23 protein-coding genes and 1 pseudogene are annotated in these 17,241 nt (G+C 67.8%); 7 read left to right on the top strand and 17 right to left on the bottom strand.

Translation table 11 applies throughout. From position 1 onward, the window contains the following. The 4 genes and pseudogenes from KBY81_RS13985 to KBY81_RS13970 form a co-directional block, all read right to left on the bottom strand. Positions 1-191, bottom strand: a pseudogene (locus KBY81_RS13985) (signal recognition particle-docking protein FtsY); the annotation flags it as partial. Between the two features lie 11 nt (positions 192-202). After that, the gene (nusB, locus tag KBY81_RS13980) at positions 203-829 is read right to left on the bottom strand and encodes a transcription antitermination factor NusB (RefSeq protein WP_254976804.1); all 627 of its coding nucleotides are present in this window, start codon (positions 827-829) and stop codon (positions 203-205) included. Next, a complete protein-coding gene (locus KBY81_RS13975; RefSeq protein WP_015109897.1) occupies positions 829-1,560 on the bottom strand; it encodes a DUF502 domain-containing protein in 732 nt (243 codons plus the stop codon). The genes nusB and KBY81_RS13975 overlap by 1 nt, the downstream gene beginning before the upstream one ends. A gap of 51 nt (positions 1,561-1,611) precedes the next feature. Continuing rightward, positions 1,612-2,262, bottom strand: a complete 651-nt coding sequence (locus KBY81_RS13970) for an HpsJ family protein (protein WP_219904361.1) — start codon at positions 2,260-2,262, stop codon at positions 1,612-1,614. Positions 2,263-2,301: 39 nt separating this feature from the next. Here KBY81_RS13970 and queG point away from each other — a divergent pair, with 39 nt between their 5' ends. The 3 genes from queG (at position 2,302) to KBY81_RS13955 (ending at position 6,745) form a co-directional block, all read left to right on the top strand. Then, positions 2,302-3,273 carry a tRNA epoxyqueuosine(34) reductase QueG gene (gene queG / locus KBY81_RS13965; RefSeq protein ID WP_254976803.1) on the top strand — a complete coding sequence of 324 codons (972 nt, stop codon included), beginning with the start codon at positions 2,302-2,304 and terminating at the stop codon, positions 3,271-3,273. Between the two features lie 24 nt (positions 3,274-3,297). Next, positions 3,298-4,212 (top strand): tetratricopeptide repeat protein, encoded by a 915-nt coding sequence (locus KBY81_RS13960; RefSeq protein ID WP_106222203.1) that lies wholly within the window; start codon positions 3,298-3,300, stop codon positions 4,210-4,212. Between the two features lie 64 nt (positions 4,213-4,276). Continuing rightward, entirely contained in the window at positions 4,277-6,745 is a 2,469-nt protein-coding gene (locus KBY81_RS13955) for a DNA topoisomerase (ATP-hydrolyzing) subunit A (protein WP_254971938.1), read from the top strand. Here the strand turns inward: KBY81_RS13955 and KBY81_RS13950 are convergent. The 8 genes from KBY81_RS13950 to KBY81_RS13915 form a co-directional block, all read right to left on the bottom strand. Continuing rightward, positions 6,742-6,924, bottom strand: coding sequence for a DUF4177 domain-containing protein (locus KBY81_RS13950; RefSeq protein ID WP_094586332.1), 183 nt, complete (start codon positions 6,922-6,924; stop codon positions 6,742-6,744). The genes KBY81_RS13955 and KBY81_RS13950 overlap by 4 nt on opposite strands. A 78-nt stretch (positions 6,925-7,002) precedes the next feature. Beyond that, a complete protein-coding gene (locus tag KBY81_RS13945; RefSeq protein WP_254976802.1) occupies positions 7,003-7,491 on the bottom strand; it encodes a GNAT family N-acetyltransferase in 489 nt (162 codons plus the stop codon). A gap of 36 nt (positions 7,492-7,527) precedes the next feature. After that, complete coding sequence (locus tag KBY81_RS13940) at positions 7,528-8,808, bottom strand: 4Fe-4S dicluster domain-containing protein (RefSeq protein ID WP_254976801.1); 1,281 nt, start codon at positions 8,806-8,808, stop codon at positions 7,528-7,530. 5 nt (positions 8,809-8,813) lie between these two features. Then, a complete protein-coding gene (locus KBY81_RS13935) occupies positions 8,814-9,452 on the bottom strand; it encodes a TetR/AcrR family transcriptional regulator (RefSeq protein ID WP_094586326.1) in 639 nt (212 codons plus the stop codon). A 115-nt stretch (positions 9,453-9,567) separates the two neighbouring features. Continuing rightward, positions 9,568-9,783, bottom strand: coding sequence for a 4-oxalocrotonate tautomerase family protein (locus KBY81_RS13930; protein ID WP_254976800.1), 216 nt, complete (start codon positions 9,781-9,783; stop codon positions 9,568-9,570). A 49-nt stretch (positions 9,784-9,832) separates the two neighbouring features. Beyond that, positions 9,833-10,141, bottom strand: coding sequence for an NIPSNAP family protein (locus KBY81_RS13925; RefSeq protein WP_106222216.1), 309 nt, complete (start codon positions 10,139-10,141; stop codon positions 9,833-9,835). 90 nt (positions 10,142-10,231) lie between these two features. Further along, positions 10,232-10,852 carry an FMN-dependent NADH-azoreductase gene (locus KBY81_RS13920; RefSeq protein ID WP_254976805.1) on the bottom strand — a complete coding sequence of 207 codons (621 nt, stop codon included), beginning with the start codon at positions 10,850-10,852 and terminating at the stop codon, positions 10,232-10,234. Positions 10,853-11,109: 257 nt separating this feature from the next. Further along, complete coding sequence (locus KBY81_RS13915; protein WP_254976799.1) at positions 11,110-11,688, bottom strand: O-methyltransferase; 579 nt, start codon at positions 11,686-11,688, stop codon at positions 11,110-11,112. A gap of 231 nt (positions 11,689-11,919) precedes the next feature. Between KBY81_RS13915 and KBY81_RS13910 the strand changes: the two genes are divergently transcribed. Continuing rightward, the gene (locus KBY81_RS13910; protein ID WP_106222220.1) at positions 11,920-12,459 is read left to right on the top strand and encodes a DUF3592 domain-containing protein; all 540 of its coding nucleotides are present in this window, start codon (positions 11,920-11,922) and stop codon (positions 12,457-12,459) included. 45 nt (positions 12,460-12,504) lie between these two features. Here the strand turns inward: KBY81_RS13910 and KBY81_RS13905 are convergent, their stop codons facing one another. The 5 genes from KBY81_RS13905 to KBY81_RS13885 form a co-directional block, all read right to left on the bottom strand. After that, positions 12,505-12,810, bottom strand: coding sequence for a hypothetical protein (locus KBY81_RS13905; RefSeq protein WP_106222222.1), 306 nt, complete (start codon positions 12,808-12,810; stop codon positions 12,505-12,507). Further along, positions 12,810-13,871: a dihydrofolate reductase family protein gene (locus tag KBY81_RS13900; RefSeq protein ID WP_254976798.1), complete on the bottom strand. Its 1,062-nt coding sequence runs from the start codon at positions 13,869-13,871 to the stop codon at positions 12,810-12,812. The genes KBY81_RS13905 and KBY81_RS13900 overlap by 1 nt, the downstream gene beginning before the upstream one ends. Positions 13,872-13,978: 107 nt before the next feature. Beyond that, a complete protein-coding gene (locus KBY81_RS13895; protein WP_094586316.1) occupies positions 13,979-14,569 on the bottom strand; it encodes a GrpB family protein in 591 nt (196 codons plus the stop codon). A gap of 21 nt (positions 14,570-14,590) precedes the next feature. Further along, positions 14,591-15,139, bottom strand: a complete 549-nt coding sequence (locus KBY81_RS16760; protein ID WP_396103738.1) for a GNAT family N-acetyltransferase — start codon at positions 15,137-15,139, stop codon at positions 14,591-14,593. Between the two features lie 15 nt (positions 15,140-15,154). Beyond that, entirely contained in the window at positions 15,155-15,655 is a 501-nt protein-coding gene (locus KBY81_RS13885) for a MarR family winged helix-turn-helix transcriptional regulator (protein ID WP_254976796.1), read from the bottom strand. A 67-nt stretch (positions 15,656-15,722) separates the two neighbouring features. Between KBY81_RS13885 and KBY81_RS13880 the strand changes: the two genes are divergently transcribed. The 3 genes from KBY81_RS13880 to KBY81_RS13870 form a co-directional block, all read left to right on the top strand. Next, the gene (locus tag KBY81_RS13880) at positions 15,723-16,226 is read left to right on the top strand and encodes a DMT family transporter (protein WP_254976795.1); all 504 of its coding nucleotides are present in this window, start codon (positions 15,723-15,725) and stop codon (positions 16,224-16,226) included. Continuing rightward, complete coding sequence (locus tag KBY81_RS13875; RefSeq protein WP_254976794.1) at positions 16,223-16,672, top strand: DMT family transporter; 450 nt, start codon at positions 16,223-16,225, stop codon at positions 16,670-16,672. The genes KBY81_RS13880 and KBY81_RS13875 overlap by 4 nt, the downstream gene beginning before the upstream one ends. Beyond that, a partial coding sequence (locus tag KBY81_RS13870) for an MFS transporter (RefSeq protein WP_254976793.1) occupies positions 16,665-17,241 on the top strand: 577 nt, incomplete at its 3' end. The genes KBY81_RS13875 and KBY81_RS13870, both read left to right, overlap by 8 nt.

The raw sequence follows: 17,241 nt of genomic DNA, 5'->3' as shown, positions 1-17,241 counted from the left end.
GAATCGGCAACAGCGGGCGCGACCTCCGCCGGGGGCACGGCCACCGGGGCCACGGCTTCAGGGGCGGCCGGAACCGCGGTGGCCTCCGCCTCGGCGGGGGACTCGGGCTCCGGCGCGGGCGCCGCGGCGGGCTCGGGCTCAGGCGTCGGGGCGAGGTGGGCCAGGGCCCGTTTGAACCAATCGAAGACCATCGCGTTCCTGGTCAGACCCGGGCGGCGGTGAAGCGCCGCAGCACACCATTGATCATGCGTCGCCCCTGCTCATCGCTGTAGCGGTTGGCCAGCTCCACCGCCTCACTGCAGGCCACGGCGGCGGGGGTGCCGAAATCCTCCAGATCCACCACCGCCAGCCGCAGGATGTCCCGGTCGACCCGGGGCAGGCGGGTGAGGCGCCAGCCCTCCATCACCGCATCGATGCGGCCGTCGAGGGCTTCGCGGTCGCGCAGCACCGCCCGGATGCGGCCGAGGGCATCACGTTGCACCGCCTCCTGGTCGGCGAGCAGCAGCAGGCGCGGCAGCTCCAGGCTGGCGGAGAGGCGGTTGAGGGCGTGCTCGGCGTGGGTGAGGCCCTCCTGCAGGTGGCGCCGCACCGTCGGCAGCTGCTTCTCCCCCTGGTCCTGGAGCTCGCTGTCCAGCAGCCGCTGCTGGGCCTGCTGGAGATCCTCGGCGGAACGGTCGAGGGCCTCGCGCACGTGCTGGCTGAGGCTGGTGACGGCCTGCTGCAGCAGCAGATCGAAGGAGCCGGAGGGGGCCTCGGCGCCGCTGCCGCGGTCGCTGACCTGACCCAGCATCAGCAGGGCCAGTTCACGGGCAAGGGTGCGACTCTGCATCAGGAGGGTTGGGGGGCGCGCAGCTGGGCCAGGAGGCTGGCGAAGCTGCGGTTGGAGGTGGGTTCCCGCTCGTCGGGGCTGACGATGCCGGCGGAGATGATCGTGCGGAAGGCATCCTCGACGCTCAGCTCGATGTCCTTCACCAGGCGCTCGGGTACCACCGCATACCAGCCCGTGGTGGGGTTGGGGGCGGTGGGAATGAAGACGCTGAGCATGGTCTCGCCGAAATCGGCCTGGATGGCCGTGCCCAGCACCCCGGTGACGAAGCCGACGGCGTAGAGCCCCTCGCGGGGGTATTCGACCAGCACCACCCGCCGGAAGCGGGCGGAATTGCCCTGGAGGAAGGTTTCCAGGAGCTGCTTGAGGGTCTTGTAGACGGAGCCCGCCAGGGGGATGCGCAGCAGGGTGCCCTCACCGAACTCCAGCAGCCAGCGGCCGACGATGTTGCGGGCCATCAGACCGATCAGCAGGATGCCCAGGAGCGGCACCAGCAGTCCCACCCCCAGGTTGATCAGGTCCTGGAGGAGGGGGTTGAGGGTGTTGAACGGGTTGAACTGCTTGGGGATCGACGTCAGGAAGGCCAGAACGAAGCGGCTCACCGTGGTGGCGAGCCAGATCGTGGTGGCCAGCGGAATGACCACCAGCAGACCGGCGATCAGATCGTTCTTGAGATCCTGCTGCAGCCGGTTGCCCAGGGGCTGATCGGAACTGGGACTACTGGATGGGACCAATGGATGGGGTCCGGAGGGGCGAAACCCTAACGGTAACGATCCACAGGGGTCTTACAGGACACTGCCGAGGCAAAGGATCGTGAAGGCGATGATCAGCACCACCGCGCCGAGGGATCCCCCGTAGCGGCGCTGGCTGAGGGTGACCTTGCTGGTCTGCTCGGTCTGCTTGAACTGGGTCTCGAGCTGGTCGAGCTGGCGATCGACGAACGCCCGGGCCGACTGGGTCTTCTGCTCCTCGGTGGCGCCCGGGGGCACCTGGCCGGTGGCCTCGGCCTGCTTGATCAGCTGCTGGAGCAGGGCGGGATCCTTGCTCTGCTGCCGGGCCATCTCCAGCTGGCCGCGCTTGGCGGCGAGCTGCTGGTCGGCCTGCTGCTGCATCTGCTGGTCACCGCCGAAGGTGATCGGCAGCGAGGCGGTCAGCAGCACGGCCAGCAGACCGCTGATGATGCAGACGGTCCAGAGGACGGGGGTGCGCTCCTCCGACGGGTCTTCCAGACGGGAGGAGAGGTACATGAGCAGCAGCCCGATCAGCCCCATCGGGGCCTGGCCGATCAGTCGCTCCACCACCAGCTGGCGGAAGGCCTCCTCCTGCCAGTCCCAGAGGGTGAGCACGGCGACCAGCTGCAGGACGAGCAGCACCACCAGGGTGAGGCCCATCCAGCGCAGCAGGGGACTGAAGCGGGAGGAGGAACTGGCTGCCACACAGGGGAGGTCGGATTCGTGGGACTCTACCGGCAGCCCTTGACCGATCCCGGCTCCCTTAGCGCACTGGCGGCGGCACTGCGGGCCCGGGCCGAAGGGCTCGGCTTCGCCCCGGTGGGGCTGGCGGCGGTGCCGGGAAGCGCGCGGCTGCCCCTGCGCACGGCCGCCCTGGAGCGGTGGCTGGCGGCGGGTCACCAGGCGGGGATGGGCTGGATGGAGGACCCCCGCCGTCGCCGGATCGAGGCCCTGCTGCCGGGGGTGCGCAGCGTGCTGGCGGTGGGCTGGAACTACCACGTGGCCGACGGGCGGGCGCCGGGCAGCCTGCGGGTGGCCCGCTACGGCTGGGGGCGCGACTACCACCGGGTGATCGACGGCCGCCTGCGGCAGCTGGGGCGCTGGCTGGAGCAGGCGGCGCCGGGCAGCACCTGGCGCGCCTGCGTCGACAGCGCCCCCCTGCTCGACAAGGCCTGGGCGGAGGAGGCGGGCCTGGGCTGGATCGGCAAGAACGGCAACCTGATCCATCGCCGCCGGGGCTCCTGGATGCTGCTGGGCCACCTGCTCACCAGCCTCGATCTGCCCCCCGACCGTCCGGCCGAGCCCCTGTGCGGCGCCTGCACGGCCTGCATCGACGCCTGCCCCACCGGCGCCCTCGACGAGCCGTTCGTGGTCGATGCCCGCCGCTGCATCGCTTACCACACGATCGAGAACCGCCAGGAGGCGCTGCCGGCGGCGATCGCCGGGCGACTGGAGGGCTGGGTGGCCGGCTGCGACATCTGCCAGGAGGTCTGCCCCTGGAACCGGCGGCCCCTGCCCGTCGCCACCGACGCCGACGTGCAGCCCCGACCGTGGCTGCTGGATCTGCGCGGCGCCGAGGCCCTGGGCTGGAGCGACGGCGACTGGGACGAGCGGCTGCGGGCCTCGGCCCTGCGGCGGATCCGGCCGGCCATGTGGCGGCGCAACATCCGGGCGGCGCTGGCGGGCGGCTGGGGACAACGGGGGACGGCTCCCTAGGCTGGGGCGATTCGGGGTGATTCCGTGGGCCGGCGGTTCTGGCGACTGTTCTCCTCCCTCTGCCTGGCCATGCCGCTGACGGCCACCCCCCTGGTGGGCTACGCCCTGCCGGCGCGGGCCCTGGTGCCGTTCGTGTACCTGCCGCAGGAGAAGGAGCTGGAGGGGGCCGGGCTGGGCATTGCCCAGGCGGCGGCGCGGCTGCTGCGCCTCGGCCAGGCGGAGGATGCGGCCCGGCTGGCGGAACTGACCGTGCGGCTGCTGCCGCAGGACCCCCGCGGCTGGGTGCTGCTGGCGGAAGCGGAGCTGCGCAGCAACCAGGTGGAGAAGGCCAAGGTGGCCCTGGCCCGGGCCAAGGAGCTGGATCCCAACAACGCCGGCATCTGGTTCGCCGAGGGTTCGCTGGCGCTGCGGGACGGCAAGCCCCAGGACGCCATCGGCCTGCTGCGGCGGGGGCTGGAGCTGGACAGCAGGAACGCCGGTGCCTACTTCGACCTGGGCAATGCCCAGATCCTGCTGGGCAACACCCAGGAGGCCCTGGGGTCGTTCGAGCGGGCCGCGGGGCTGCGCAAGGACTTCTGGGAGGCGATCAACAACCAGGGGCTGGTGCTGTACGAGAGCGGCCGCGTCAACGACGCCATCGGCCGCTGGCAGCGGGTGCTGAAGATCAAGCCGGACATCGCCGAGACCTCCCTGGCCCTGGCGGCGGCCCTGTTCGAGCGGGGACCGGCGGAGCGGGCCCAGGCCCTGAAGCTGGCCGAGACCGCCCTGGCGGAGGAGCCCAACTACGTGAAAGAGAAGTTCCAGAAGGAGCAGCTGTGGGGGCCGAAGCTGCGGGCGGTGACCGCCCAGCTGCTGGCCCTGCCGGAGCTGAAGGCGGCGGTGGAGCGGGCCCTGGCCAATGCCACCGACGGGGACGGGGTCAGCAGCGACGAGTCCTGAGCCCGGGGGGGCCCGGGCACCATCTGTAGGCTGAGCGCCCTGAGCCGCTGCCCCAAAGGACCGGATGCCGGACGAGCGCGTCCAACCGATCGCCCTGCATCAGGAGATGCAGCGCTCCTACCTCGAGTACGCGATGAGCGTGATCGTGGGGCGGGCCCTGCCGGATGTGCGCGACGGGCTCAAGCCGGTGCAGCGGCGCATCCTCTATGCGATGCACGAGCTGGGGCTGACCCCGGACCGGCCCTACCGCAAGTGCGCCCGCGTGGTGGGCGACGTGCTCGGCAAATACCACCCCCACGGCGACCAGGCCGTCTACGACGCCTTGGTGCGGCTGGTGCAGACCTTCGCCAGCCGCCACCCGCTGCTGGACGGCCACGGCAACTTCGGCTCGGTGGACGACGACCCGCCGGCCGCGATGCGGTACACGGAAACCCGGCTGGCGCCGATCGCCAACGAGGCGATGCTCGATGAGATCGGCAGCGACACGGTCGATTTCGCCCCCAACTTCGACGGCTCCCAGCAGGAGCCGACGGTGCTGCCGGCCCAGCTGCCCTTCCTGCTGCTCAACGGCTGCACCGGCATCGCCGTGGGCATGGCCACCAGCATCCCGCCCCACAACCTCGGCGAGGTGGTGGAGGCCCTGATCGCCCTGATCCGCAAACCCGACCTGCCGGAGGAGAAGCTGCTGGCGATGGTGCCGGGCCCGGATTTCCCCACCGGCGGCGAGGTGCTGCTGGGCAGCGGCGTGCGCGACACCTATGCCACGGGGCGGGGCAGCATCCCGATGCGGGGTGTGGCCCACATCGAGGAGGTGCAGCCCGGCAAGGGGCGCCACCGCCGCGGCGCCGTGGTGGTGACGGAACTGCCGTACCAGCTGAGCAAGGCGGGCTGGATCGAGAAGCTGGCCGAGCAGGTGAACGACGGCAAGATCGGCGGCATCGCCGACATCCGTGACGAGAGCGACCGCGAGGGGATGCGGGTGGTGATCGAGCTGCGGCGCGACGCCGAACCGCAGAAGGTGCTGGAGGAACTGCAGCGCCGCACGGCCCTGCAGAGCAACTTCGGCGCCATCCTGCTGACGCTGGTGAACGGCCAGCCCCAGCAGCTGAACCTGCGCCAGATGCTGCAGCAGTTCCTGGAGTACCGGGAGCTGACGATCATCCGGCGCACCAACCATGCGCTGAAGCGCTGCGAAGACCGGCTGGAGGTGGTGCAGGGGCTGATCAAGGCCCTCGACGACCTCAAGCGGGTGATCGAAATGATCAGCGAGGCGCGGGATGCCGCCACGGCCCGGGCCAGCCTCCAGGTGCACCTGGATCTGAGCGAGCGCCAGGCCGATGCGGTGCTGGCCATGCCCCTGCGGCGGCTCACGGGCCTGGAGCAGGAGGGGCTGCGCAAGGAGGCGGCCGACCTGGAGCAGGAGCGCACCCGGCTGCGGCACCTGCTCAACGACCGCGACACCCTGCTCGACACGATGGTCAGCGAGCTCAAGGGGCTGAAGAAGCGTTACGCCACCCCCCGCCGCACCCGGCTGGTGGAAGGGGGCGACGCCCTGGTGGCCCAGCGGGCGGCGGCGGTGCGGCCCAACACCGAACTGCAGCGGCAGCAGGCCTTTGAGGCCCTGGCCGGCGATGGCCGCCTGCTGATCCAGACCGACGGGGCGGTGCGGATCGTCACGCCCCAGATGCTGGGCCGGCTGCACCTGGATCAGGCGGCCGAGCTGGGGGAGCTGCCGCCGCCGGCGCGGCTGATCCTGCCGGTGGCCGAGCAGCCGGCGTTGCTGGCCTTCAGCGCCGGCGGCAAGGTGGCCCTGCTGCGCTGGGAGTTCGCCGGCCAGAACCCCGGCAGGCTGGAGCGCTTCCTGCCCGACAGCCTCCACGGGGAGACAGTGGTGCAGGTGCTGCCCTTGCCGCAGCCGCCGTCGGGAAGCATCGGGCTGCTGAGCACCGATGGGCGCTTCAAGCGGCTGCCGATCGAGGACTTCCTTGAGCTCTCGGGCCGGCCCGCCACGGTGCTGAAGCTGAAGGAGGGGGTGGCCCTGCAACGGGTGGTGCCCTGCCGGGAGGGGGAGGATCTGGTGGTGGCCACCAGCACCGGACGGATGCTGCGGCTGGCGATCAACGACACCAACCTGCCGGTCCTGGGCCGCACCGCCCAGGGGCCGATGCTGCTGCGGCTGCTGCCCGGCGAACGGGTGGTGGGGGCGGCGCGGGCGGCGGCGGGCGGCAACGTGCTGCTGGCCAGCCGCCGCGGCCAGGTGAAGCGCCTGCATCTCGACAGCCTGCGGCCCTGCCAGCGGGGCGCCATGGGCCAGATCGGCCTGCGCTTCCTGGAGCGCGACGACGCCCTGGTGGACCTGCAGGCGGGTGAGGCCGGCGTGATCGGCGTGACCCTGGAGGGCGGCGAGGGCCGCAGCCTGCGGCTGGGCGCCGACCAGCTGCCAGCGGAGGACTGCGGCGGTTCCGGCGTGGCGCTGGAGCTGAAGGCCGGCGATGCGGTGCGGGAACTGGTGCCACTGCTCGGGGGGCCCTAGGCCGGCCGCCGGAAGATCAGCACGTGCTCGCTGGCCATGGCGGCGGGGTTCTCTACGAAAATCTGAACCAGATCCCAGCCACGGGCGGCCTGGTCATGGATGGCCTGTTCGTACGGGGACGGATCGATCTGGCCGGCGGTGTAGGCCACCGGGACCCTCAGGAAGGTGTAGGTGTTCATGGAGAAGCCAGCCGAGCGAGCTGTTCGGCCATGGTGGCGGTGCGGCCGTCAGCGCTGATGTCTGCAGCGATGCCGCTTTCACCCCTCCAGTTCGATCCGCATCTCCACCATGGTGGGGCGCAGTCCGGCGCCCTCGAACAGGTGCCGGGCGGCGGCATTCTGTGACGATGCACTGAGCATCAGGCTGCCGGAGCCCAGGGCGATGGCGGCCTCCTTGGCCGCCGCGAGCAGCCGGCGGCCGATCCCGCCGCTCCTGGCCCCAGGATCCACATAGAGGTCGTGCAGCCAGGCTCCGGCTCCGCGCAGCTCCACCAGGCTCATCGGCTCCATCCGCACGAAGGCGTAGCCCACCGGTTGGGTACCGGCCTCGGCGATCAGCAGCACCACCTCCGGACGCTGGAGCTCCGCCTGGAAGAACGCCGCATAGGCGCCCTCGCCGCCCGGCGGCACGGCGAAACGGTCGGCATCAAAGCCGACATGCAGCCGTGCGAGGGCGACGCCATAGCGGGCCAGCACCGGCACGTCCGTGGCCGTCGCCCGGCGCACCGTCAGGAGCGGTTCGTGCACACCACCTCACCACAACACCGGCCAACGTGGCACACGTCAGGTCCGGGCGGCTCCCCCGGGCCCCTGCCGACGTTCGAGCAGGGTGCGCATCAGCTCCTGGCCCTTGCCGGGTGTGCTCCAGGGGCAGACCTCGATGCAGATGCCGCAGCCGCGGGTTTCGGCGAAGTAGGGAGCGCACTTATCGAAATTCACGTACCAGCGCCGCTGGCCACGCACCAGCTGCTTCTCCGGGAACAGCGCGTGCGGGGGGCAGTTGGTTTCACAGATGCGGCAGTGGGCGCAGAGGTCGTCCACACCGATGTCCCTCGGCTGATCGACGGCCAGGGGCAGATCGGTGAGCACGGTGGCCAGACGGACATTCGAGCCGAATTCGGGGGTGATCATCGAGCCGTGCTTGCCCAGCTGGCCAAGGCCGGCCGCGATGGCGATGGGCACATGCAGCACCTCCGTGCTGGAACCCGGCGCCAGATTGGTGGACGCCTGGGCCGGATAGCCCAGGGCACGGATGGCGTGGGCCAGCCGGATCGCCACCCGGTTCACGTCCAGGTAGGTCCGCATGATCTGTTGATTGGAGCGCTCACTGGGGGTGTGCAGCATCTCCTCCCGATCCATCGGCACGGCGACCGCAATGGCGTAGGCGAAGTCAGGGTTGGAGTCGTGGTAGCAGAACTCCGGACGCAGGTGGGTGATGCCCACCGATCCGGCGCCGATCCGGGTGGCCAGGGCCTTGATGTGGGCGGAGGCCTCTTCGGGGGTGCCGAGGGTGGTGACACCGGGCGCCACAGGTCCGACCCGGGCCCGGTCCTGCCAGAACATCCGCACGATCAGCCGATGAATGGCGGTGGGCTCCATCACCTGGAAGTACCAGTCGAGCTTTCCCCAGGCCCGCCTGTAGGAATCACCGAAGAACACGTGGTCGGGCCGGCGGGGGCGCTCCTCCCCCAGGCCATTGATGGCGTTCCCGGAGATGGGTGGCTGGCGAAAGGCGAAGGGATAGGCGGCGGCGGGATACTCCACCTTCATGAACCGCGCCCGTTTGCGGACCGGACCGGGATTGGGGGTGATGTCAGCCGGCACAAAGGCCAGATGGTCGAAGCGCTGGCTCTGGGGTGGCCCCGGGATGTCCTCCAGCCAGATCACATCGCCGCGGTGAATCCGGCGCTGCTGCATCCAGCGCAGCAGGGGAAACACCGTGTGGGTGGCGATCGCCACCGCGATGCTGAAGGCCAGGCGACTGGCGCCCAGGATCCAGAGCCGGCGGCGATCGGCGAGGACGTCCCCGGGACCTGTGGGTGGAACGAACTTGTGCATGGCCATGGCGCTCAGGGGTCCGCTCGGGAAGGGGTGGGGTCGTCGCCCTGCGGCGGGGCGGAACCCTGGCCCGCCAGAAAGGTGCCCACGCAGACCTCGCTCCAGGCCCCGGGGTCGGGGAACGGTTGCGGGGTGAGGCCGAGCAGGGCACGGATGAAGCCGAAGCCCTCCCACAGACCCAGCAGTTGCTCGGCCAGCTCCGCGGCCGGGAGGCTGGAGCGCAGGTCGCCGCGGTCGAGCCCCTGCTGGATCAGCTGGGCCAGGTCGTTCTGGGTGCGTCCGTAGGCGGAGTCGTAGAAGTCGCCGGCCAGTCCCCTGTTGCCGCGCGCCTCCTCGAACATCAGCTGGGCGAACCGGATGATGTCGGGGTGGTTGAGGAAGTCGAGCAGGTTGGTGCCGTACTGCACCAGGGCGGCTCGGAACGCTGCCGCGGTGGCCACGGTGATGGGGACGCCCCGCTCGAACCCATCCACCTCACGCTCGACAACGGCCCGAAGCACGGCCTCCATGCTGGGGAAATGCTTGTAGAGCGTGGCCTTCGAAACCGACGCTGCCTTCGCCAGGGCATCGGTGGAGACCCTGGCGAAACCCTGCTGAAAGAACAGCTCCCGGGCGGCCGAGAGGAGGCGGTCTCGGGGTGGAGCGGCCATGGACAGGGGGCGTCCGACGCAAGATACGGTACCGTACCGTACTACTCAGACGGGTTGAGGGGCGCCTCGGGGCAAGCGACCCTCCATGGTCGGGGCGTGGGCTTGGGACCAGGTGTCAGGCCCGCTCGGCCCGGCCCTGGCCGGCCTTCCAGTCGTCGGTCAGCACGCCGGCGAATCCCCAGTCTTCTTCGTCGATCTCCTGAATGACGACATGGGTGTGTTCGGGCTTCTTCGCCAGGACCGTGACGAGGGACGCCGTGATCTCCTTCACCAGCTGGGCCTTCTGCGCCCGGGTGGCCCCACGGGTGATCTGCACATTGACGTAGGGCATGGCGTTTCGAAAGCGGAGAGAAATCGGGAAGACAGGGCCGCCGACAGACTCAGTCGCCGAAGACGGGGCGAAAGAAGCTGCGCTCGTAGCTGATGATGCAGCGGGTATCCTCCGCATACTGAAAGGCCGCCTGACACTCCGGATCGTCCAGCGACCTGGCGCGATAGGTCTCGTAGGTGGCCAGACTTGGGAACGAGAACAGGGCCAAGGCGACATTGCTGGCACCCTCCGAGGGGAGGAAGTAGCCGTGATGCTGGCCCCCATACTTCTCGACGAGCGGAATCCAGCTCTTGCCGTAATGCTCGAATTCCTTGAGCTTGTAGGGATCGATGATGTAGCGGAGCGAACAGGTGATCATCAACGGTGCAGAGCACAACAGGGGCCGACCCAGCAAGACTAGGCGCTCAGGCTTGAACCTTCACAGAATCGAGGTGGCGCCTCGCTGGCGCTACCAACTGGACACCAGTTCCCGGAGCCTTGTCTGTGCGGTGTCCAATCCCCTTCTCTCGGCATCGTCACCAAGATCCAGCCCGGTGGCATGGATGAATTGCAGATCCATCACACCCATGAATCGAAACGCATAGCGCAGCCCAGGCTCCAGGCAATCCCACCCTTCAAAGGGCGAACCAGGGCCGTACTCGACACCGCGGGTCGTGATGAAAAGCACCTTCTTGCCCTCGGCCAGCCCGCTGTACTGGCCGTTCTCAAGGCGGAACGTGCGTCCCACGCGAACCACCTGATCAATGTAGGCTTTGAAGTTGGATGGCATTCCAAAGTTGTGCATGGGCACGCTGAAGACACAATGATCCGCCGCCAGAAACTCATTGACCAGCTCATCGGAAAAGGCCAGCAGCTCAGCCATGTCACCTGTCAGGGCTTCCGGGGGTGTGAAGTCGGCGGCGATCCACTCTTCGGTGATGTGGGGAACAGGTGTCAGGCGTAAGTCCCGATACGTCACGGCGTCATCAGGATGGCTGTTCAGCCAGGCATCCATGAACTCCCGCGCCAATCTTCGAGACCTGGATCGTTCACTCCGTGGGCTGGAGTCAACATGCAGGATGTTTGCCATCGCGTCAGCCATGTTGTTGGTCAACTGCCAGAGACTAAGCCGGTCACTCGCTGGCGTAAAGTAGCAACCAAAAGGTCACTCGTTACCAAAAGGAAGCCAGTCCATCCCCATGACTGAGCCCAAGTGCTGTCCGCTGGAAAGCCTGCTGAAAAACATCTCCGGCCAATGGACGGTCTCTATCCTCTGGATTCTTGAGACCGATGGTGCCCTTCGCTTTGGGGAGCTGGGACGCGAGGCGAATCCATCCATACGAAACCTCAAAGCCGAGTGGCAACGATGATGCCACTCGCCCATGACAGCTTGGTCACGTGGAATCTGGTGTCGGAGACGAGCTGATGGATTAAGTCGTCGACTTTGGAGGCATGGCCATCAGGCCAGTTGGTCTGCGGAAGCATATCGTCAATGATGTAGAGGCCACCCTTGCTGAGCAACTGTAGGGTTTGATCAAGCAACCGATACTTGCCAGACCATGTGTCCGCAAAGATGAAGTCGTACTGGGCATCCCCCTGCGACTGCAGGAACGCATCGCCATCGGCGCAGACGATCTCCAGCCGAGGATCCGAGCCAAGGTGCTTGTCGAGTATCCCCAGGAAGGACGCGTCATTGTCCACAGTCGTCAAAGACGACGTCTGATCCATCCCATCAAGAATCCATGCCGTCGAAAGACCCGTTCCCGAGCCCAGCTCCAGAAAGCGACCGGACGGCTTTGAAGCGGCCAGGGTCCTCAACAGCGAGCAGGTCAATGGGTCTGAAGCCATCGAAAATCCTGACGCCACCGTGTCATGCCACAGGCCCTCCATGGCCCTGGGTTGGTTCAGCTTCTCCTGGTCGTTCATCGCACGACCTTAATCGATGGCTACCGATGGCGTCATCCAATGTCTTCCCGTGATTCCGTCGGATGGGACTGGGCCAGGATTGCAGCGATACCTTCAAGGTCAACGATGAACACCGCTGATCCAACCATCCTCGACGACCGGGAAAATCGGCTGGTCGCCATCTGCTTCTCAGCAGTCACCTGGACGGAGAGTCAGGCCAGGCGGGGGTGGTTCAGCTAGGCTCCCACCATCATGCGTGTGCTGCAGGCTGCATTCATTGCGGTGGTTCTTGGCTTGATCCTCGCCACCACTCTCGGGGGCGGGGGATTCTTACTGGTGCGCAACGTGCCGATGATCGTCGAGGGATGGCAATCACGGTCCTGGCCTGCGGTGGTGGGGGAAGTGAAGAAATCGGAGGCGGTGGCTAAGCCCATCATCATCGATGCAAGGCGGGGCGCTGTAGGAACCCATGTCGTGCAGCTGCACTACGCGTTTACCGTGTGGGGTCGCACGTACTCAGGCACGCGCCAAAGCCTTGACGACGTGGGAATCATCAAGAGCGCTGAGGTGGCTCAACGCGAGGCTGAGTCCTTACCCGTAGGTCGGCCTGTACCCATCTTCTACGATCCCCGCGACCCCAGCAGGTCGCTGCTGAAACCGGGAGTACCGGTTTCCGGGGTTCTGGGAAGCCTCTTCGGCGCCATGCTGGTGGCCACCGGTATGGCGCTGGTCGCGATCGGACTGCATCTGCACTCGTACCATGCCAGGCGTCGCAGAAAGCGGCAGGCCTGAAGCCAGCTTTTCAAGGGCTTCACCCCCGATTCGCTCAAGTTCCCCTCACCTGGGCCTGGTCCCCGTGACCACCCTTCGACCCACCACCACGGTGACGAAAAGTAGAAAGGCAGCCAGCAGAGCGTTGAGCAGGAAGAAAAAGAAGAACGCGATCGGATTCGCGCTGATCGTGTAGGCACTGCTGGACACGTGATAGCCCCTGGAGACGATGCTGATTTCACCGCGCACCAGTGCATGGCAGAGGAGGAAGACGAACCCGCCCGACGTCGCCAGGAGCGGTACGAGCAGGACGCCGCCTAGCCAACGGCGCCATCGCTCGATCGGAATGCGCGAGTGATCCTCAGGGACCATCACAGCGGCTGTGCTTCGAGGGTCGGCATTGGAGGCGAGGCCTCCTGGCACAGCGCATAGTGACACTGAACGAAACCGAACGGAAAGGCTCTGGATGACAACAGACGCAGGTTCGTGTCGGCTGGCAGATCACCAAACAGCTTGATCCCTGAGCCCAGCAGCAGCGGGATGAGCGTGATCGTCAGCTCGGTGATCAGCCCAGCTTTCAGGAAGCCCTGGATGGTGCGTCCGCCATCGATGTAGAGATGGTGGTGGCCCGCTGCAGCGGCCCGTTCCACGACCTCGTGGGGCGAGGCAGAAAGCACCTGGACCGAGTCCGGCACTCCGGCAGGACGGCTTCGCAAGGTGGTGCTGAGCACATAAACGGGCAGGCTGCCATAGGGCCATTCAGGAAAGCTGAGGACCTTGTCGAAGGTCGCCCGTCCCATGACGATCGCATCGACCGTCTGGATGAAGTCGGCGTAGCCGCAATCTTCACCGGCGGGCACGGCGGCGTTGGCGCGCTCCAGCCAATCGATGGAGCCGTCGCTGCGGGCGATACAGCCATCGAGACTGGTGGCGATATAGACGGAGCACCTGGAGGATGCATACGCTTCAGGATGGCAGAATTCCCGCTTCTTCCCCTCAAAGGATTCATACAGGGCCCGGTGCCTGGCGAGTCCGTATTCGTCGGATCGGGTTTCGTAGGAGCCAACCCACTGCAGGAGGTTGTCGAGATTCGCGTCCTGTTCCTGGCGGGAGCTGAATTTCTCGGGCTCCCAGGGCCTGGAGCGGCAGTGGGCCAGGCAGACCTCGACGCCGGGATTCAGAAAGATCAGTTCCTCGGCACAGGCCAGGACGGGCTCCAGGATGTCTGCGTAACAGCCTTCGATGATCCAGCTGTCCTGCTCGGAGATCCAGCGCCTGACGTCCTCGACACTCTCCTGAAGGGGACGCCGTTCGGTTCCGCCCTGGAACGCGACCTCATCCAGCGATAACCGGGCGGCCGGCTGCCTGGCGATCAGCTTCCTGGCCAGGGTGCTCTTGCCGGCCCCGGCATTGCCAAGAATGATGACCTTCATCGATCAACTGACGCAGGGAAAAAAGAGTTAAACAGGCTATCTCATCCGTCGGTAAGCCCAAGAGGCAACCAAAGTCCTGATCGACAGCTCTGAGTTACAACCCAGATCTACTGCCCTCTTTGCAGGAACCAGGCCATCGCCTTCCCCTGATGCTCACGGATGAAATCCGCCTTGAAGCTGTTGTAGTCAAGTGGGTCCTCGAAATCCATTTTCGCAATCCTGAGTTTCAAGCTCTCATACGCAAGTCTCACCTCAGAATGCGCCCGTAGGTAGTCACGGAAGGCGATGTGTCGCCTCCAGTGATCAGTCCCGCGCTCCATCACATGAATGTTCGCGATGGAGTCGTAATCACGGCCGAAGGCCAGCGCATCTGCTGGACCGATGACGCGAGGCAGGGGCCCGGCCGACAGGGCCTGGAGACTGACGAAGAAGCGCCTGTACGGCATGGCGCCCGTGAACGCTTCCACATAGGTGTAGCCGGCGGCCAGCAGGGGATCGATCACCGCATCCAGTGGGGATGGATCCGGCAGGCCGACAAGGATGTCGATGATCGGCTTGGCGCTGATGTCGCCCAGGGAGGTACTGCCGATGTGATCGACGAAAAGCCCCGCTATCGGCAGGGCTTCCAGGAGGCGCTCCCTGTGCCGTTCGAAGGCCTCCGTCCAGGCCGGGTTGGGGGGTTCGAGCCTGATCTTCATGGTCGTGTCGGGCGCTTTCGCTCAGCGGCAAGGTGAGCCCTGCTGGGCTGCCACGGCATGGGCGGCCGGCGCCTGAAGATCACGACGCAACAGCCAGACGGGGCTTTCCAGCTTGCCGGCTGTGGCCATCATCTCCCTCTCCACGGTGAATCCCTGCCGCTCCCAGAACCGACGAGCACGGGGATTCTGTTGTTGGACGATGAGTCGCACCGTGGTGGCCCCCTCCTGGGTCATCTGTTGCCGCAGGTGTTCCCAGATGGCCGTTCCGGCTCCCGCACCGCGCCGCTCGGGATGAAGCAGCAGCAGACCGACGTACCACTCCTGCGGCCCAGGGAAACCAGCCAACAGCTCCACCACCCCGACCAGTTCATGGCCGAACTCCACGCCAACGAGGCTTTTCTCTCCGCTGCCCACGTCCGGCGCGAGGGGACCAAGCAGCTCGGCTGCCGTTTCATGGCCACCGGGCTGAGCTTCGATGCACTCGAAGAAGTCGCTGCAGGTGATGCACAGGCTCTCGAGGCGCTGGCGATCAGCCTGCGTGAGGGGCCTGAAGGAGAGTGCTGAAGCCATGGTGCTGGGGAGGCTTCAGTCGCCGCCGTCCAGGGCCAGGAGCTGGCGGCGCAGCAGCCCGGCCAGGAGCTCACGCTCCTCGGAGGTGGTGCACTGCTCCAGCCGTTCCCGCTCGTTGCCAACGACCACAGGCAGCACCGTCTCCACCAGCTGGGCGCCCCTGGCCGTGAGCCGCACCAGGACGCTGCGCCGGTCGGTCGTTTCGCGGTGCCTCTCCACCAGGCCGTCGGCCTCAAGGCGATCGATCCGGTTGGTCATGGCGCCGGAGGACAGCATCAAGGCGCCGTAGAGCTCGGTGGGGGTGAGCTGGTGCGGTGGGGGCTGGCGCCGGAGGGTGGCCAGCACATCGAAGGACCAGAGGCTGAGCCCATGGGGGGCCAGCAGGGCTTCGCGCTGGCGCTCCAGCAGCCGGGCGATGCGCAGGATCCGCCCCACCACGGCCAGGGCGGAGACATCCAGGTCCGGGGAGGCCTGCTGCCATTGGCCCTGGATCAGGTCGATGCGGTCGGAGGCCATGGCCCGAGGATAGCTTGACGTCAAGACAACTCACCCCTAGCTTCGGATCAAGTCTCTTGATGTCGAGATGTCTTGCCTGTCCCTGCCCCGCTCGCGGGCGCCCGTCGTCCCGGTCTCCTCGGCCATGGCGATCGCCCTGGCCCTGCTGGCCGGTGCCCTGCTGCCGGTGCAGGCGGCCATGAACGCCCGGCTAGCCCAGTCGCTCCAGTCCGTTCCCCTCGCCGCCCTCCACTCCTACCTGCTGGGTTCGCTCACCCTGATCGGGCTGCTGCTCAGCGGCCTGCTGCCGACCCCCGACTGGCGGGCGATCGGCAGGGCGCCGCGCTGGACCCTGCTGGCCGGGGTGCTCGGCGCCTGGTACGTGAGCTCCAGCACCCTGGTGATCCCCCGTCTCGGCGCCACCCTCACCCTCGGGCTGGTGGTGGCCGGCCAGGCGGTCGCCGGCCTCGTGATGGATCACCACGGCTGGCTGGGGGTGCGCCGCCAGCGCCTCGGCACCCGGGGCTGGGCGGCGATGGCGCTGTTCCTGGCGGCCATGCTCCTGCTCACCCAGTCGGGGGGTGGGCGATGAACCCCCTCTCCGCCGTGCTCTGTGCCTTCTCGGCGGGCAGCCTGCTGTCGCTGGGCGGGGCCGCCAATGCGCGCCTGGGCGGCACGCTGCGCTCCGCCGTGGCCGCCGCCACGGTCAACTTCCTGGTGGGTGCCGCCGCCCTCGGGCTGCTGCTGGCCCTGGGGGGTTTCCGTGCCGGCCCCATCGAGCGGCTCGCCGCTGTCCCGCCCTGGGCCCTGGGCGGCGGCATGCTCGGCGCCCTTTACGTCACCCTCTCCACCCTGGTGATTCCCCGGCTCGGGCTCACCGCCACCACCATGACGGTGGTCTGCAGCCAGCTGGTCGGCTCGCTGCTGATCGACCACTGGGGCTGGCTGGGGGTCCCCCAGCAGCCGAACGGGCCCGCCCGCTGGCTGGCGGTGCTGCTGCTGCTGGTCGCCGTCGCCTTGCGCCGCCGTGATGGCTGACGCAGCGAGCGACCTGCGGATGGGGGTGGCCTGCGCCGCCTTTGTGGTGATCGGCGCGGTGGAGGCGGCCCTCGGCGTGCTGGTGCCCGCCCTGCTGGACACCTTCACGCTCAGCACCGGATCGGTGACACTTCTGCTGGTCAGCCAGATCGGTGGCTATCTGCTGGCGGCCCTGCTGAACGGCATGGTGAGCAGCCGGCTGGGGCTGGACCGGCTGCTGCTGATGGCCTTCACGCTGCTGGCCTCGGCCCTGCTGCTCTACGCCCTCACCCCCCGCTGGGACCTGATGGTGGCCACGGGGGTGGCGGTGGGCCTGGGCATCGGCCTGGTCGACGCCGGCCTCAACACGGCCGTGGCGCAGCACGCGGCCGGCGCCCGGCTGATCGGCCCGCTGCATGGCTTCTACGGCGTCGGCGCCGTCACGGGGCCGGCGATCGCCACCACCGTGCTGGCCCTGGGGGGCGGCTGGCGCCAGGTGTATCTGGTGCTGGCCGGCCTGGGCGGCCTGGTGCTGCTACGGCTCTGGCAGCAACGGCGGGCCGGCCCGGGGCCGCGTCCCGCCGGGGCCG

Source organism: Cyanobium sp. Lug-B, from assembly GCF_024345635.1.
Taxonomy (GTDB): Bacteria; Cyanobacteriota; Cyanobacteriia; order PCC-6307; family Cyanobiaceae; genus Cyanobium; species Cyanobium minutissimum.
Note: the sequence above shows the minus strand (reverse complement) of the source record. Positions and strands in the feature narration are given on the sequence as shown.